This is a genomic window from Sphingobium sp. B11D3A, assembly GCF_025961695.1.
GTDB lineage: Bacteria > Pseudomonadota > Alphaproteobacteria > Sphingomonadales > Sphingomonadaceae > Sphingobium.
Genome location: NZ_JAOQOE010000001.1, coordinates 1,279,457 through 1,295,635, shown reverse-complemented (window position 1 = coordinate 1,295,635; position 16,179 = coordinate 1,279,457). Strand labels below are relative to the sequence as shown.

General features: G+C 64.2%; 17 protein-coding genes. 5 read left to right on the top strand and 12 right to left on the bottom strand.

What is annotated here, in order from left to right; translation table 11 throughout:
• Positions 1 to 113: 113 nt before the first annotated feature.
• Positions 114 to 998 (bottom strand): neutral zinc metallopeptidase, encoded by an 885-nt coding sequence (locus tag M2332_RS06180; protein ID WP_264574910.1) that lies wholly within the window; start codon positions 996 to 998, stop codon positions 114 to 116.
• 194 nt (positions 999 to 1,192) lie between these two features.
• Between M2332_RS06180 and M2332_RS06175 the strand changes: the two genes are divergently transcribed.
• Both M2332_RS06175 and M2332_RS06170 read left to right on the top strand, forming a co-directional pair.
• Positions 1,193 to 2,371 (top strand): patatin-like phospholipase family protein, encoded by a 1,179-nt coding sequence (locus tag M2332_RS06175; protein ID WP_264573365.1) that lies wholly within the window; start codon positions 1,193 to 1,195, stop codon positions 2,369 to 2,371.
• The gene (locus tag M2332_RS06170; protein WP_181560335.1) at positions 2,368 to 3,153 is read left to right on the top strand and encodes a 3-hydroxybutyrate dehydrogenase; all 786 of its coding nucleotides are present in this window, start codon (positions 2,368 to 2,370) and stop codon (positions 3,151 to 3,153) included. Before M2332_RS06175 ends, M2332_RS06170 begins: the two co-directional genes overlap by 4 nt.
• A gap of 330 nt (positions 3,154 to 3,483) precedes the next feature.
• Here the strand turns inward: M2332_RS06170 and M2332_RS06165 are convergent, their stop codons facing one another.
• The 6 genes from M2332_RS06165 to M2332_RS06140 form a co-directional block, all read right to left on the bottom strand.
• On the bottom strand, positions 3,484 to 4,149 hold the full coding sequence (locus tag M2332_RS06165) for a DUF1345 domain-containing protein (RefSeq protein ID WP_264573364.1): 666 nt from the start codon (positions 4,147 to 4,149) through the stop codon (positions 3,484 to 3,486).
• 240 nt (positions 4,150 to 4,389) lie between these two features.
• A complete protein-coding gene (locus M2332_RS06160; RefSeq protein WP_264573363.1) occupies positions 4,390 to 5,319 on the bottom strand; it encodes an electron transfer flavoprotein subunit alpha/FixB family protein in 930 nt (309 codons plus the stop codon).
• A 107-nt stretch (positions 5,320 to 5,426) separates the two neighbouring features.
• Entirely contained in the window at positions 5,427 to 6,173 is a 747-nt protein-coding gene (locus tag M2332_RS06155) for an electron transfer flavoprotein subunit beta/FixA family protein (RefSeq protein ID WP_264573362.1), read from the bottom strand.
• Between the two features lie 49 nt (positions 6,174 to 6,222).
• Positions 6,223 to 6,672, bottom strand: a complete 450-nt coding sequence (locus M2332_RS06150) for a GFA family protein (RefSeq protein ID WP_264573361.1) — start codon at positions 6,670 to 6,672, stop codon at positions 6,223 to 6,225.
• Positions 6,672 to 7,868 (bottom strand): ADP-forming succinate--CoA ligase subunit beta, encoded by a 1,197-nt coding sequence (gene sucC, locus M2332_RS06145; RefSeq protein WP_181560330.1) that lies wholly within the window; start codon positions 7,866 to 7,868, stop codon positions 6,672 to 6,674. Before sucC ends, M2332_RS06150 begins: the two co-directional genes overlap by 1 nt.
• Before the next feature lie 172 nt (positions 7,869 to 8,040).
• The gene (locus M2332_RS06140) at positions 8,041 to 8,364 is read right to left on the bottom strand and encodes a hypothetical protein (RefSeq protein ID WP_181560329.1); all 324 of its coding nucleotides are present in this window, start codon (positions 8,362 to 8,364) and stop codon (positions 8,041 to 8,043) included.
• Between the two features lie 172 nt (positions 8,365 to 8,536).
• Here M2332_RS06140 and M2332_RS06135 point away from each other — a divergent pair, with 172 nt between their 5' ends.
• Positions 8,537 to 8,947, top strand: a complete 411-nt coding sequence (locus M2332_RS06135) for a low affinity iron permease family protein (RefSeq protein WP_181561484.1) — start codon at positions 8,537 to 8,539, stop codon at positions 8,945 to 8,947.
• Between the two features lie 53 nt (positions 8,948 to 9,000).
• On the opposite strand, the gene M2332_RS06130 is transcribed toward M2332_RS06135, so the two are convergent.
• The 4 genes from M2332_RS06130 to M2332_RS06115 form a co-directional block, all read right to left on the bottom strand.
• On the bottom strand, positions 9,001 to 9,297 hold the full coding sequence (locus tag M2332_RS06130) for a hypothetical protein (protein WP_264573359.1): 297 nt from the start codon (positions 9,295 to 9,297) through the stop codon (positions 9,001 to 9,003).
• Positions 9,298 to 9,354: 57 nt separating this feature from the next.
• On the bottom strand, positions 9,355 to 9,699 hold the full coding sequence (locus M2332_RS06125; RefSeq protein ID WP_181560327.1) for a glycine zipper 2TM domain-containing protein: 345 nt from the start codon (positions 9,697 to 9,699) through the stop codon (positions 9,355 to 9,357).
• 109 nt (positions 9,700 to 9,808) lie between these two features.
• Positions 9,809 to 10,234 carry an OsmC family protein gene (locus tag M2332_RS06120; RefSeq protein WP_264571026.1) on the bottom strand — a complete coding sequence of 142 codons (426 nt, stop codon included), beginning with the start codon at positions 10,232 to 10,234 and terminating at the stop codon, positions 9,809 to 9,811.
• A gap of 258 nt (positions 10,235 to 10,492) precedes the next feature.
• Complete coding sequence (locus tag M2332_RS06115; protein WP_264574909.1) at positions 10,493 to 12,361, bottom strand: ribonucleoside-diphosphate reductase subunit alpha; 1,869 nt, start codon at positions 12,359 to 12,361, stop codon at positions 10,493 to 10,495.
• Between the two features lie 533 nt (positions 12,362 to 12,894).
• Between M2332_RS06115 and M2332_RS06110 the strand changes: the two genes are divergently transcribed.
• Positions 12,895 to 13,446, top strand: a complete 552-nt coding sequence (locus tag M2332_RS06110; RefSeq protein WP_264573358.1) for a hypothetical protein — start codon at positions 12,895 to 12,897, stop codon at positions 13,444 to 13,446.
• A gap of 10 nt (positions 13,447 to 13,456) precedes the next feature.
• Entirely contained in the window at positions 13,457 to 14,686 is a 1,230-nt protein-coding gene (locus tag M2332_RS06105; RefSeq protein WP_319801496.1) for a Bcr/CflA family efflux MFS transporter, read from the top strand.
• A 4-nt stretch (positions 14,687 to 14,690) separates the two neighbouring features.
• Here the strand turns inward: M2332_RS06105 and M2332_RS06100 are convergent, their stop codons facing one another.
• On the bottom strand, positions 14,691 to 16,103 hold the full coding sequence (locus tag M2332_RS06100; protein ID WP_264573357.1) for a methyl-accepting chemotaxis protein: 1,413 nt from the start codon (positions 16,101 to 16,103) through the stop codon (positions 14,691 to 14,693).
• Positions 16,104 to 16,179: the final 76 nt, after the last annotated feature.

Below are 16,179 nucleotides of genomic sequence, written 5' to 3'. Positions count from 1 at the left end.
TCAAAGAAACCCGCCATTTTCTGATCATGGACAAGGGCGCCTTGCTCCTAGCTGAACATTGCAATCGAATGCAATGTCACCCTCATTCGCGAATCACCTGCCCGCTTCGACGATCAGATGTCGCCGCTGAAGGTGTCGCACTGGGCAGGGTCGCCGGAGTCGTAGCCCCGACGCAGCCAAGCCACCCGCTGGGCGCTGGTGCCGTGGGTGAAGCTGTCCGGCACCGGCCGGCGCCCGGCGTCCTTTTGCAGCGTGTCATCGCCGATCGCTGCGGCAGCGCGCAGGCCTTCCTCAAGGTCGCCGGTTTCCATCAGACCGGTACGGCGTCCCCACACCCCTGCGTAGCAATCGGCCTGCAACTCGATGCGGACCTGCAGTGCATTGGCTTGTGCTTCGCCCAGCTGCTGCTGCCTTTTGTTCACATCATCCAGCCGGCCCTCCAGATGCTGGACATGATGCGCGACTTCATGGGCGATCACATAGGCCTGGGCGAAGTCGCCCGGTGCGCCGAAGCGCTGCTGCAGTTCCCGGAAAAAATCCGTGTCGAGGTAAATCTTCTCGTCGAGCGGGCAGTAGAATGGTCCCATGGCCGATTGCGCCGCCCCGCAGCCGGAGCGCCCGCTTTGCGCGTAGAAGGAGAGCACGGCGGGCTTGTAGGTCTGGCCGCTTTGCCGGAAGAGATCGCCCCAGATGCGCTCGGTGGTGTTGAGCACCTTGAGCGAGAAGCTCTGCATCTGTGTCAGCTCTCCCTCCTGACCCGTAGGAGCGCCCTGCTCGGTCGCCGGCTGGGAGGTATCTCCGCCGGTCAGCAGCCCGCCGCCGCTGAAGCTGATGAAGGCGAACACGGCGAGCGCGATTACCACCCCGCCGCAGCCGAAGCGGCTGCCGATCATCGGCAGCAACATGCCGAGCAGATTGCCGCCCCCGCCGCCGAAACCGCCCCCGCCGCCACGCTGGATCTCGTAGTTGCTGCTTTCCCGTTCGTCGTCGAGCCGCATTCTCGTCCCTTCCCCAGCGCGTGCTTGCATGATCACGCCATGGTCGATGTGTCGGGAAATTCTCCCCGCTGCGACGGTGAAATGCAACAAGGCTAGGAACTATCCCAACGCCCCGGCAATTCTGTGGGGATCGCGACATCCGGTCCCCGCTCGGCGCTGGTGGACGGCCGGGGAATGGGATATTGCATCGCACCATGGATATGCCGACTCCGCGTCGCCGCGGCGGCCATGCGCCGCTTCCTTTGCCCGATCAGGTCGCACTGGTCCTCCAGGGCGGAGGTGCGCTGGGGTCTTATCAGGCCGGCGTGATCGAGCGGCTGGCGGCGCTGGGCATCGGGATCGACTGGGTCGCGGGCATCTCCATCGGCGCCGTCAATGCCGCCATCATCGCCGGCAACACGCCCGATCAATGGGTGGCCCGTCTGACCGAGTTCTGGACTCTCGTCAGCAGCGGCCTGCCGAACATCTGCCTGCCCGAGGACGATCATCTGCGCGAGGGCGCACATCTCGCCGCCGCCGGCGCCGTGCTGCTCGGGGGCGTACCAGGTTTCTTCCGCCCGCATTTCTTGCAGCCCCTATGGGCACCGCCCGGAACGACGGAAGCGATCAGCTATTACGACACGGCGCCCTTGCGCGAGACGCTGGACCGGCTGGTCGACTGGGACCGGGTCAATCACGGTCCCATGCGGTTTTCCATTGGCGCAGTGGATATCGAGAACGGCAATTTCGTCTATTTCGACAATCAGGATCCGCAATGGCGCGGCCGGATCGATGCCCGCCATGTCATGGCCTCCGGTGCCCTGCCGCCGGGCCTGCCGCAGGTGGAGATTGACGGCCGCCATTATTGGGATGGCGGCCTGGTCTCCAATACCCCGCTCAGTCATGTCCTCGAGCACCAGTCCGGTGATCTGCTGATCTTCCAGGTCGATCTCTTCCCGGCAGAAGGGCCGCTGCCGCGCGAAATGAGCGATGTCTGGTCGCGGCAAAAGGATATTCAATATTCCAGCCGCACCCGGCAGGTGACGGACCGCTTCCTGCGTACCCGGCGGGAGCATGAGGCGATCCGCGCGCTGCTGGATCGCTTGCCGCAGGACGTCGCCCAAACATCCGAGGCGCGGCGGCTGGCGGGGATGATCGAGGAAGGATCGGTCAACATCATCCATCTCATCCACCGCCTGCGCGCCTGGCACAGCGGCGCGCGCGATTTCGAGTTTTCGCGCCGCACGATGCTGGATCACTGGGCGCAGGGCGATGCCGCCGTCGCCGCCGTGCTCTCGCACGGGACCCAGCTTATCGCGGAAAACATCGTCAGTGGCCGCAGCGCAACCTTCGACCTCGCGCTGACCGGTCAGATCAAGGAGAAGCAGGCATGAGTTTGAAGGGCAAGACAGCGCTGATCACCGGCTCCACATCGGGCATCGGCCTTGCTTATGCCAAGTCGCTGGCGGCCGAGGGCGTCAACCTCGTCATCAACGGCTTTGGCGATGCCGATGCCATCGAGAAGGAGCGGCTGGCCCTGGAACAGGCGAGCGGCGCGAAGGCGATCTATTCCGGCCATGATCTCACCAAGCCGGAGGAGATCGAGGCGATGATGGCGCAGGCGGCGGAGGCCTTTGGCGGCGTCGACATCCTCATCAACAATGCCGGCACCCAGCATGTCGCGCCGGTGGAGGAATTCCCGCTCGACAAGTGGAGCCTCATCATCAAGCTCAATCTGGAATCCGCCTTCCACACCACCCGGCTTGCCGTGCCCTATATGAAGCAGCGCAAATGGGGCCGGATCATCCAGACCGCCTCTGCGCATAGCCTCGTCGCCTCGCCGTTCAAGTCGGCTTATGTGACGGCCAAGCACGGCCTTGCCGGCTTTACCAAAACGATCGCGCTGGAACTGGCGACCTTCGGCATTACCGCCAATTGCATCTCGCCTGGCTATGTCTGGACGCCGCTGGTCGAGGGCCAGATTCCGGACACGATGAAAGCGCGCAACATGACGCGCGAGCAGGTCATCAACGATGTGCTGCTCGCCGGCCAGCCGACCAAGGAGTTCGTGACGGTAGAACAGGTCGCCGCGATCGCGATGTTCCTCTGCTCGGATCCCGCGAGCAACATTACCGGCGCGAACATCAGCGTGGATGGCGGCTGGACCGCCGCCTGACAACGCCATCAAGCATAACTTCTAATAGCGTAACTTGTGCTCCTGCGCAGGCAGGAGCCTAGGGCGGCAAGGACATCCGGCTGCGCCCTGGGCTCCTGCCTGCGCAGGAGCACTAATCGCAATTTTAGTTGTGGTGGGAGAGCGGGGGGCGCTTACCCCCAAACGTCCTTGGCCCCTCCCTGGGGGAGGGAGGGGCCGTCGGGGACTGTGGGAGAGTATCAGCGCCGTGGGAGAGTAACGCTGATGAGGACTGTATAGCCCCCACTTGTCACGAGACTTTGTCGCAATCGGCGGAGTTTGTATCAATGTGTCGCAGCCGGCGCGACGGGCTCAGTTGCCGCTGCCGCCCAGCACGTTGATCGTGAAGGCCAGTACGCCCAGATTGAAGACAAAGGCGGCGAGGCAGTGGATCGTCGCGACGCGCCGGACCGAGGTGGAGGTGACCGCCACGTCCGAGGTCTGGAACGTCATGCCCAGCGTGAAGCTGAAGTAGACGAAATCCCAATAGGTCGGCTCCTTGGTGCCGGGAAAGTCGAAGCCGCGCGCATCCGCGCCGCCCTCGTCCTTCGCGTCGCCCTCGCTCCGCACATAGAACATATGGGCATAATGGAGGGCGTAGACCATGTTCGAGAAGATCCACGCCAGTGCCAGGGTCGCGATGACCAGAGCCATGGCCTCGATGCCGGGATCGTGCCTGTTCTCAAGTTCGGAGAAGATTGCGACGAGCACCACCAGCGAGACCGCGCCGGTGATCCCCAGCAGCAAGGTGCGATTGGCATCGTTCCGCGCAGCCGACTGGCGCATCTGATCCGGCCCGGCGCGGGCCAGCAAAGGCCAGACGGACAGCAGAAAGATACCGGCCGCCACGTCGAATCCCGCCATCATGGCATGGCGCCAGCCCAGGACCGGATGCAGCAGCGGCAGGCTGACAAGCAGGATCGCCGCAAAAGCGAGGAAGCGTATGGGCGCAAGGCGCCGTCCAAGGTCAAGAGCCATCGGCGCGACTATAGCGGGCGAAATTGCCTGCCGAACCTTGTTTCTTCATCTGCTAGCGCCGGCGCGCATCGCCGTTCGGGGCTCGCCAATCCCTGACTTTCCCGTTCTACAACGCAAGTCACGTCCACGCCCTTCTGTGCGCCAAGGTTAGGAACCTTTAGCAGAGTCCGGCATGGCCCCGCAGAACCCGGACGCGTCCAATAGCGACGCTCCCGCATTCTGCCGAATGCACCCCGCGCCTCAGAGCTTGCTCGTCAGCTCCGGCACGATCTGGAACAGGTCGCCCACCAGTCCGACGTCGGCCACCTGGAAGATCGGCGCGTCCTCGTCCTTGTTGATGGCGATGATTGTCTTGGAGTCTTTCATGCCGGCAAGGTGCTGGATGGCGCCGGAAATACCGACGGCGATGTAGACGTCCGGCGCCACGATCTTGCCGGTCTGGCCGACCTGATAATCATTGGGCACGAAGCCCGCGTCCACCGCCGCGCGCGAGGCGCCGACGGCGGCACCGAGCTTGTCGGCCAGCGGCTCGATGAGCGCCTTGTAATTCTCGCCGCTGCCCACGCCACGTCCACCGGACACGATGATCTTGGCGCTCGTCAGTTCGGGCCGCTCGGAGGCTGCGACCTCGGCGGACACGAAGCGCGCGGTGCCAGCGTCGCCGGTGCCGGACACGGCCTCCACCGGGGCCGATCCGCCCTCGGGCGCCGCCTTGTCGAAGGCGGTGCCGCGCACGGTGATGACCAGCTTGGCGTCACTCGTCTTCACCTGCGCGATGGCATTGCCGGCATAGATCGGGCGCGTGAACATGTCCGGCCCATCCACCGCGATGATGTCCGAAATCTGCATCACGTCGAGCAAGGCGGCGACGCGCGGCGCGATGTTCTTGCCGGTCGTCGTGGCCGGGGCGAGGAAGGCGTCATGATGCCCCATGAGGTCCACGATCAACGGTGCGACATTCTCGGGGAGCTGGTGCTCCAGCGCCGCATCATCGGCGAGATGGACCTTGGCGACGCCAGCAATCTTGGCGGCCTGCTCCGCCACCCCGGCGCAGCCCTTGCCCGCGACGAGCAGATGGACCTCGCCAAGCTGGGCGGCGGCGGTCACGACCGGCAGGGTCGCATCCTTGAGGGTGGCATTGTCATGCTCGACCAGAACCAGTGTCTTCATTATCCTGTCCCTTCATCCGCATCCCGTTCGCTTCGAGCGAAGTCGAGAAGCGTTGTGCGCGGCGTGTCTCGACTTCGCTCGACACGAACGGAAAAGTGATCGGTCGCTCAGGCGACCCCAAGCACCTTCAGCTTCTCGACCAGCTCATCCACGCTGTTCACCTTCACGCCCGCCTGCCGCTTGGCCGGCTCGGTCACCGTCAGCGTCGTCAGCCTCGGCGTCATGTCCACGCCGTAATCGGCCGGCGTCTTCTGCGCGAGCGGCTTGGACTTGGCCTTCATGATGTTGGGCAGTGAGGCATAGCGCGGCTCGTTCAAGCGCAGGTCGGTGGTCACGATGGCCGGCAGCTTAACCGCCACCGTTTCCAGCCCGCCGTCCACTTCGCGCGTCACATTCGCCGTGTCGCCCGAGACCTCGACCTTGCTGGCGAAGGTGCCCTGCGCCCAGCCGAGCAGTGCAGCGAGCATCTGGCCCGTCTGGTTGCTGTCATCGTCGATCGCCTGCTTGCCGAGGATCACCAGGCCCGGCTGCTCCTCATCGACAATCGCCTTCAGGAGCTTGGCCACCGCCAGCGGCTCGGCCACGCCCTCATGCGTGATCAGGATCGCGCGGTCCGCGCCCATGGCCAGCGCCGTGCGCAGTGTTTCCTGCGACTTCGCCTCGCCGATGGAGACCGCGACGATCTCGGTCGCCACGCCTTTTTCCTTCAGGCGAATGGCTTCCTCGACGGCAATCTCGTCAAAGGGGTTCATGCTGAGCTTGACGTTGGCGAGGTCCACACCGGACCCGTCCGCCTTCACGCGCGGCTTGAGATTGTAATCGAGCACCCGTTTTACGGGGACGAGGATTTTCATCTGCGCTCTCCTTAAGACATTCAAATATTAGTTGACGTTCACGTTAACGTCAACCGTGCGCGAGACTGGCGAATTCCGCCATGAGGGGTTGGAATTGCTCCATGGGCGGGAAGGTCTCGAAGCTGTGTCTGGCTTTCGTGACTGCCCAGGGCAGCGCTTCCGAGGTATAGGTTTCGAGGAAGGGTGGGTCCGTCGGTGGCACGTCCAGCAAGGTCGTGCGCACGTTGACGATCTCGTCCATGCCGTCCGGCCGCGTGAACACCCAGCTCAGGCAATGATCGCAGAAGAAATGCCGGGTTGCCCCGTGCAATCCACCGATCACCGGCTCGCCGGCGATCACTTGGAAACCGGTGAAGAGATAGCAGCTACTCAGCGAGAAAGCGCTCGCCGTCATCAGCTGGCAGCCGCGGCAGTGGCAGGCCGCCGTGAACAGCGGCGCTCCGGTCACCCGAAAGCGCAGCTTGCCACAGCGGCAACCGCCCTCTGCCGCGCCGTGCATCAGGCCAGCGCCTTCACCTCGGCCACGATCTTCTTGGCAGCATCGCCCAGATCGTCGGCCGGCACGATGGCGAGGCCGGAATTGGCGAGGATTTCCTTGCCCTGCGCCACATTGGTGCCCTCAAGCCGTACGACCAGCGGCACCGAGAGGTTCACTTCCTTGGCCGCCGCGACGATGCCCTCGGCAATGATATCGCAGCGCATGATGCCGCCGAAGATGTTGACCAGAATGCCTTTCACCGCCGGGTCGCTCAGAATGATCTTGAACGCCGCTGTCACCTTCTCCTTGGAGGCGCCGCCGCCCACATCGAGGAAGTTGGCCGGGAACATGCCATTGAGCTTGATGATATCCATCGTCGCCATGGCAAGGCCCGCGCCGTTGACCATGCAGCCGATGTCGCCATCCAGCTTGATGTAGGCGAGGTCGTACTTGCTCGCTTCCAGCTCGGCGGGGTCTTCCTCGGTCTCGTCGCGCAATTCCATCAGGTCCGGGTGGCGGAACAGGGCATTGCCGTCGAAGCCGACCTTGGCGTCCAGCACCTGGATCTTGCCGCCGGCGATGGCGAGCGGGTTGATCTCGATCTGGCTGGCATCAGTGCCAAGGAACGCCTTGTACAGCGCGCCGGCGACCTTGCTGGCCTGCTTGGCGAGATCACCGGAAAGCTCCAGCGCGGCAGCCACGCGGCGGCCATGATGCGGCATGAAGCCGGTCGCCGGGTCGATGGTGATGGTGTGGATCTTCTCGGGCGTGGAGTGCGCCACTTCCTCGATGTCCATGCCGCCCTCGGTCGAAGCGACCATGGCGATGCGGCCGCTGGCGCGGTCCACGAGCAGGGCGAGGTAGAATTCCTTTTCGATGTCGACGCCATCGGTGATGTACAGGCGGTTGACCTGCTTGCCGGCCTCACCGGTCTGGATCGTCACCAGCGTGTTGCCGAGCATGTCCTTGGCGTGCGCTTCGACTTCCTCGATCGTCTTGGCCAGCCGCACGCCACCCTTGGCATCCGGACCGAGCTCCTTGAACTTGCCCTTGCCGCGACCGCCGGCATGAATCTGCGCCTTCACCACATAGAGCGGGCCGGGGAGCGACTTCGCGGCTTCGACGGCTTCCGCCACGGTCAGCGCGGCATGGCCGGCGGGGACGGGGGCGCCAAATTTCGCGAGCAGTTCCTTGGCCTGATATTCATGGATGTTCATGCGTGCAGTATCCTGAGCCTGAGAAGAGGTTGGGTGCGCCATAGCCCAAGCCGACGCGGGCGTAATTTGCAAAGTTGCAAAATCGACGGTTCGGATATGCTAATTGCGCGTGGACCAGCGCGGCGCCGGTCAAGGTCTCGCGAGGCGGATTGGCTCGAAGACGTGCGTTACGTCAGATTGCGCAGCTAATCGCCGATGCTGTAGCCGCCCGCAGGATTTCTGGATCGCCCAACGTGCTCAAGTGGCGGACCATTTCGCTCACCGTCGTCCTGTTGGGGTCGATGCCGCGTCCATCGGTCAGCGTCGCGATCCGGCGAAGCTGCGCATTGCTCAGGCGATCCGTAAGGGTGCGCGCCATGCAGCCGGCCATAGGCTCGCTGAGGCCCGCGCGGACGAGCCCTGCGCGAATGCGACTTTCCGGCGTCGCGCAGCTGCTCAACAAAATGGCTGCGGGCAGGGCGAGGGCGGCAAGCGCGCGGACGGAAGTAAGCTTCATGCGCGGGAGAGTAGCCGGCCAGACGGCTCATGCCTAGAGCCTGCGTTTCGGCTGCTCTGTCTTGGCGCACAGGCGGGCGCAGCAACTTTGGCTTGAGTGCCTGCATGCTGGCCAGTCCGGCCTCGACCGGTTACACATCCGCCGCATCCTCCCTGCTGGAATGCGCAATATGATCGAGATGTTTTTCACCCGTTTCGCCAGCCGCATGGCGAGCTGGACGGGGCAGCCGTTCACCTTCGTTCTCGCCTTGAGCATCATCGTCATATGGGGGATCAGCGGGCCGATTTTTCAGTGGTCGGACACGTGGCAGCTGGTCATCAACACCGGCACGACGATCGTGACCTTTCTCATGGTGTTCCTGATCCAGAATGCCCAGAACCGCGACGCGAGCGCCATGCAGGTCAAGCTGGACGAGCTTATCCGCGCCATCGAGTCCGCGCAGAATGGCTATATCGGCATCGAGCATCTCACCGATGCGCAGATTTGCAGCCTGCGCGATGCCTTGGAGAAGGAAATCGACGCGGTGCCGGAATTGATCGCCCAGCGCCAGGTGGAGCTGAACAGGCTGATCGAGCGGCGCTGACAAAGCAAAACGGGCGCCGTTCGGGCGCCCGTTTCATGTGGAGGACTGGTCACTCAGCTCGGCATAGCCTGTGGATCGACCGGCCAGGGATGGGCCTTTGCGGGCTTCGAAACATCCGGCGATGCCGAAGCATTGGCTTGCGTCTTGTCGGACGACAGCGATTTGCCGATCCCCTGCCGGGCCGTATCCGTCTCGGACGTCTGGCGATGTTCCGCCAGCTTGTCCTTGAGCTCCTGAGCGCGCTTGCGGGCGCGATCCTTATACGGCTCGAGGCGTCCCTCATCGTTCATCTTCTTGAGCTTCGAGCCGATGAAGGCGGCGACCGCTCCATAGAAAAATGTTTTCAGCATGATGCTCTCCTGATTTGCGAAATTTTGCGAAGCACGTTTGCGTTGGCCGGCGAGGCCTTAGCGGCAGCGCACCTCGCCGCGTTCGATCGCTCGGCCCGCCACGGCGCCACCCGCAGCGCCGATGATCGTGCCGATCGTCTTGCTGCCACCGGGCGCGATGATGTTCCCGAGAACGCCACCGGCTAGGCCGCCAATGATCGCGCCGCGCGTACCGTCCGGCTTGCGGCAATAGTAGCCGCCGCGGTCGTCGCGATAGATCGGGTCATTGGCGCCCAGCACATAGCCATCATTGTTGGAGGCATAGCCGGGGCCGCCGCCAAGGCCCATGTCGCTGCACCCTGCGAGGGTCATGGTCGCGGCCGCGAGTGCGATGGCCGGTGTGCGAAATCCTGCGAAAGTCATGTCCTTGCCTTTCTGATCGTCCTGCCCTTGTTGGCAGAGATAACGGCTGGAAGGCGAGGTCGTTCCGAGGGCTCGCAGAACCTGCTCTGCTGCGCGCTCGCGTGCCGGATCAACTCAGGCGATGTTCCAGCGTCACCTCGGCATTGAGCAGCTTCGAGACCGGGCAGGTCTTCTTCGCCTCTTCCGCGATCCGCGCAAACTCATCGGGGTCGATGCCGGGCACGGTGGCTTCCAGCACCAAGTCGGAGCGGGTAATCGTAAATCCGCCGTCGCCCTGTTCGAGTTTGACCGAAGCCTTGGTGTCGAGCGACCCGTCGGCATAGCCGGCGCGCTCCAGCGCGAAGGAGAGCGCCATGGTGAAGCAACCGGCATGGGCCGCCGCGATCAGCTCCTCGGGATTGGTGCCGGGCTCATCGCCGAACCGCGTGCCAAAGCCATAGGGCTGCTCCTTGAGCACGCCGGATTGGGTGGTGAGGCGGCCTTTGCCGGCCTTGCCCATGCCTTCATATTGAGCCGATGCTGTCCGGGTGGTCATATGCTGTCTCCTTGAACGCGTTGCGCAATATCGTTGAACGAACGCCCCCCGCGCTCGGTTGCCTGAAGGGCGGCGTGCCAGATCGTACCATCTTTGCTGGAGGATTTGGCGACAATGCATGGGGGAGGCGTCGCCCGCCAAAGATATGGGCCGGAGACGCCATGCGCTCCGGCCCATATGGGATCGATTGAGTGGACGATGCCCGCTCCTTACTGGCAGGCGAGAGTGCCGAGCCGGAACTTGCCGATGATCCGGGGATCATTGGCAGGCGAGGCACTCGTCATAATCGGTGGACTCGCCCAGCTCGATCTTCTTGAGCTCGGCTGTGTTGTCCGCCTCCACGCCGCCCGCGAAGCCGGCGCGCTGGATGGACTTGGAGCGCAGATAATAGAGCGACTTCACGCCCAGCTCCCAGGCGCGGAAGTGGAGCATCAGCAGGTCCCACTTCTCCACGTCGGCCGGGATGAACAGATTCAAGGACTGCGCCTGATCGATGAACGGCGCGCGGTCGGCGGCCAGCTCGAGCAGCCAGCGCTGGTCGATCTCGAAGCTGGTCTTGAACGTGTCCTTCTCTTCCTGGGTCAGGAAGTCGAGATGCTGCACGCTGCCGCCCTTCTCGAGGATCGAGTTCCAGACATTGGTCGAATCCTTGGACTTCGCCGCGAGGATCTTCTCGAGATAGGGGTTCTTGACGATGAAGCTGCCCGAGAGCGTCTTGTGCGTGTAGATATTCGCCGGGATCGGCTCGATGCACGCCGAGGTGCCGCCGCAGATGATGCTGATCGACGCGGTGGGGGCGATCGCCATCTTGCAGGAGAAGCGCTCCATCACGCCCTGATCGGCCGCGTCGGGGCAGGGGCCGCGCTCTTGCGCCAGCACCATCGAGGCCTCGTTTGCCTTGGCGTTGATATGCTTGAAGATGCGCAGGTTCCAGCTCTTGGCCATGGCGCCTTCGAACGAGATGCCGCGCGCCTGCAGGAAGCTGTGGAAGCCCATGACGCCGAGGCCAACGGACCGCTCGCGGCCGGCGGAATATTTGGCGCGGGCCATCTCGTCGGGGGCGCGGTCGATATAATCCTGCAGCACATTGTCGAGGAAGCGCATGACGTCCTCGATGAACATCTTGTCGCCGTTCCACTCGTCCCAGGTTTCGAGGTTGAGCGAGGAGAGGCAGCACACGGCGGTGCGATCCTCGCCGAACTGGTCCTTGCCGGTCGGCAGGGTGATTTCCGAGCAGAGGTTGGAGGTGGAGACCTTCAGGCCCACGTCGCGATGATGCTTGGGCATCATCCGGTTCACCGTGTCCGAGAAGACGATGTAGGGCTCGCCGGTCGCCAGCCGCGTCTCGACCAGTTTCTGGAAAAGCGAGCGCGCATCGACGGTGGCGCGCACGCTGCCGTCCTTGGGACTCCGTAGCTGGAACTCGGCGCCCTTGCGCACCGCTTCCATGAACTCATCGGTGATGAGCACGCCATGATGCAGGTTGAGCGCCTTGCGGTTGAAGTCGCCCGATGGCTTGCGGATTTCGAGGAACTCCTCGATCTCCGGGTGCGAGACGTCCAGATAGCAGGCCGCCGAGCCGCGCCGCAGCGAGCCCTGGCTGATCGCGAGGGTGAGCGAATCCATCACGCGGACGAAGGGAATGATGCCGCTGGTCTTGCCGTTGAGGCCGACCGGCTCGCCGATGCCGCGGACGCTGCCCCAATAGGTGCCGATGCCGCCGCCGCGCGAGGCGAGCCAGACATTCTCGTTCCAGGTGTTGACGATGCCTTCCAGGCTGTCATCCACGCTGTTGAGATAGCAGGAGATGGGCAGGCCGCGCCCGGTGCCGCCATTGGAGAGCACGGGCGTCGCGGGCATGAACCACAGCTTGGAGATATAATCGTAGATGCGCTGGGCGTGCGCCTCATCGTCGGCATAAGCCGCCGCGACGCGCGCGAACAGATCCTGATAGGATTCGCCGGGCAGCAGATAGCGATCCTTGAGCGTCTCCTTGCCGAACTCCGTCAGCAGGGCATCGCGCGTGGAATCGGTCACTACATCGAAGCGGCGGGCGTCGATGGTGTTCGATGCTGCCGCCTTCTTGGGCGCCTTTTCAGGCGCATCGCCTGTCCGCACAGTCTCCATGATGCCCTCGCTGGCCAGCGTTGCTTCTGCCAAACCTTCCGCCTGCAAATCCCGAAACTCCATGATTCAACCCCCAATGTTCTTGCTTCGTTCGGTTTCGTCAAGCCTTGGCCGGAGAGACCTCAAATTCGGATGTCGGCGGGAACTTCCGCCGGGTTACGCGCCTTGGCGCGCTATCCAGAACATCACGAAGCACAATCTATAGCGTAGCCCCCGGACCCCTAACACTATTGATAGTGCCACAGATGATTGCGGATGCAAGGTATAATGGCGATCGCGGGGCCGCATTTCATCGACGAAATGACTCGGTTGGGCGATGTCTGCTTATGCTGCAGTGCAGCGACGCGCGGTCCTGCGCGGGCTTGCCGGAAAGCAAGCGCAGAAAGCGGGCCGGAAAAATAAAGATGTGGAAAAGGCCGGCCATCGGGACGGGCTTGGCGACGTGCACCGAATGCGCGCCCTCGTGATGCTGGCAAATCCGCCGAGGCCGCCTTATGGATCGGGCGAAGAGTCAGGCACAGAGGATTGTCGGCATGTCCCAAGGCATCATCATGATCATCGGCGCAATCGCGCTCATCATTCTGCTGGTGTGGGTTTTCCGGTCACGATTCGGAGCGGCGGACCATATCGATACCTCGGCCACCGCCGTGGGCGCGGTGACGGAAGCGGCACGCAACATCGCCGAAGAGGTCGCGCATAAGTTCGAGGGCAAGTCTGAGCCGCAGACGGCCGCAGCCGAGACGACACCGATCCCGGATGACTCCCTCGCAGCCCCGGCCCCGGCGGCGACAACGCCCAACGCCATCGGCATTCCTGCCGCCGTGGGCGCGCCGGACAATCTGCGCCTGCTCAAGGGCGTCGGGCCGAAGCTGGCTGCGCTGCTGACGGAACTCGGGATTACCCGCTTCGACCAGATCGCCGGCTGGAACGCGGCGGACATCGCGACGGTCGATGCCAATCTGGGCACGTTCAAAGGCCGCATCGTGCGCGACAATTGGGTGGAGCAAGCCGGCTTCCTTGCGCGCGGTGACACTGCCGGCTTCGAGGCGCGGTTCGGCAAGCTGAACGGCCCCGGCAACAGTTGAACGGACCCCCATTCTGACCGATCATCCTTCCAAGGCGGCGCCCGGCGCGCCCGCACCGTCGCATCTCCCGCTCGGCCATGTCCTGCTGCTGGCCGCGCTGACGGCGACCTTGCCGGCCGCCATCGAAGGCGTGTCGCCCGCCTTGCCGGCTATTGCGAGCGGCCTTGGGGCAGACCCCACTCATATGCCGACGGCGATGAGCGCGTTCGTGATCAGCTTCGCTATCGCGCAGCTGCTGGGCGGCATGTGCGCGGATGCGCTGGGCCGCCGGCCGGTTGTTATCGGCGGGTTGCTGCTATTTACGCTGGCGGGCCTGTTGGGTGCATTTGCGGAGAGCTTCCCGATGCTGCTCGCGGCTCGTGCGCTGCAGGGCGTCGGCGCAGCCGCAGCGGTGCTGCTGGCCCGCACGATGGTCCGCGATCAGCTTGGCCGGGAGGACGCCGCGCGCGCTCTGGCGCTGATCGGCATCATCATGGGGTTCACCCCGGCGCTGGCGCCACTCATCAGCGGCGTTCTGGTGGCGACAGGCGGCTGGCGTGCGCCCCTGGTGGCACTGGCCGTGATGGGCGGCGTGCTGGTCGTCGTGACGACCCTGCGCTTGCCGGAAACGCTGGCGCGCGAAGAGCGGCTCCCCTTTGATCTGCGCGCCTTGTTCCGCACCCTCTCAGGCCTTGCCCGGTCGCGCGCGTTGATGGCCTACATCATCGCGAACGCCTTTGCTTACAGCGGCATCCTGCTGTTTTCTTCCGCCGCGCCGCAAGTCATCATCGACTATCTCGGCGTCTCAGCCGCTGGGTATGCCGCGATGCTTTCGCTGGCGACGGCAGGGTTCATCGCCGGCAATTTCCTATCCTATCGTCTCGTCCGTCGCCTGGGCGTGGATGGCACCTTGCGGGTCGGCGTGCTGTTCCAGGCGGCCGGGCCGCTGGTCATGCTGCTGGCGGTCTCTGCGTGGCCGCACATATGGGTCGCGCTGGTGATCCCGCAGATGCTCTACACCATGGGTTGGGGCATCGTGCAGCCGCAGACGCAGGCGGGCGCCTTGTCCACCCATCCGCACAGCATCGGTCAGGCCTCGGCCTTGCTGGGCTTCGTCCAACTGGCGCTGGCCGGCCTGATCGTGGCGATTTTCTCGCGCGTGACGGCGGGAGAGCCGGCTTCGCTCGCTCTGGCCCTGATGGTTTGCGGCGGCATGGCGACGGTGTGCGCCTGGCATCTGGTGCCGCGCCAACGCGGCTGAGCCTTCAGGCTGCGATGGTGAGCGGCGCAGCCAGCGGCGGCTGATAGATCAGTTCGATGACGCCCCAATGCTGGCCCGCAATGGAGAGCGGCGCCACCACCTGCTTGAACAGCCCGCTTCTGCCCTGCGCCAGCGGGCGGCGACTCGTCCGCACGGTGAACGGTCGCGTGTTCCGCGCCAGCGCGCGCATGTGCGGCGCATTGAGCATCTGCCCCTGCTGGCCCTGATCGCTCGCTGGCTCCAGGGCTGCGGAGGGTTGCTCCATGCCCTGTATGGACAGAGCAAGCGCGCAAAAGGCGTTGCGGTCGAGGCAGTTGAAGCCAACCGGGCCCGGCAGCTGCCGCGCACCCTCCCGCCAGCCTGCCGCAATCCGCTCGATCAGAGGCTGGGCAGGATGGCTGAACAGCGGCGGATTGCTGCCCGCCAGCGGCTCATAATCGTCCGTAAAGATCTGATCGGCCGTGATCTCGCCGGCTGCGATGGCCTCCTCGACGGCAGAGGCCATGGCCGCCGCCGCTTCGGACGCAAAGCGGATATAAGGCGAATCCGGGATGTCGACACCGCTTTCGGCGAGATACTGGAGCAGCTGGTTGGTGTCCTCGCTCACGTCGATGACGCGCGTGGATAGCCGCTGGAGGCCGATGGCATTGTCGATGGAAGCATCGGCGAGGTCGGAGAGCCCGGTGCGGATTTCGCCGACCGAGCCGAGGATCGCGTGAATGTTGGCCGACACCGCTTCGCTATTGCCGGAGAGGCCGAGGATCAGATCCCGCAACCGCGCGACCAGCGCGGCGATCTCGCCCGAGGCGGCGTGGGCACCGTTGGCCTTTTCCGCGCCTTGAGCGATTCGATCGAGCATGGTCTGCGCTTCGTTGCGCAATTCGCGGATCGATCCTTCGATCTGCTGCGTGGCGAGGGCCGTCTCCTGCGCCAGCTTCTTCACTTCCGCCGCCACCACCGCGAAACCCCGTCCGGCGTCGCCGGCGCGGGCGGCCTCGATGGCCGCGTTGAGCGCGAGCAGGTTGGTCTGGCCGGCAATGCCGCTGATCACCTTGCTGGTGTCGCTCACGCTGGCAAGGGCGAGATTGAACCCGTCCAGCCGCTCGTGAATGCGGGAGACCTGATCGATCAGATCCAGCACATTCTGCGAGGCGGAGGCAAGCTGTGTGCTCGAATCATCGACTACCTTGCGCGCGGTGCTGGCCTGCGCGCGGGCCTGATCGGCATTGTCGCCTACGTCATCGCCCATCTGGCCGAGCGCGATCGCGGCATCTTCGAGCGTTTCGAGCATGGATGCCTGATCGGTGACGCGGTCGGCCAGCTCGGCAATGTCCACCTGCAGGTCGAGCGTGCGCAGGCCGAGCGCGCCGGTATGCTCGGCGACATGCAAGATCGTCGTTTCCAGCCGGTTCGTCATGTTCACGCGCTTTTGTCTCCCGCTCAAAGGGCGGTTTAGGAACAAGCGGTTAAAATGACGTTGTGCAGTGCGGTAT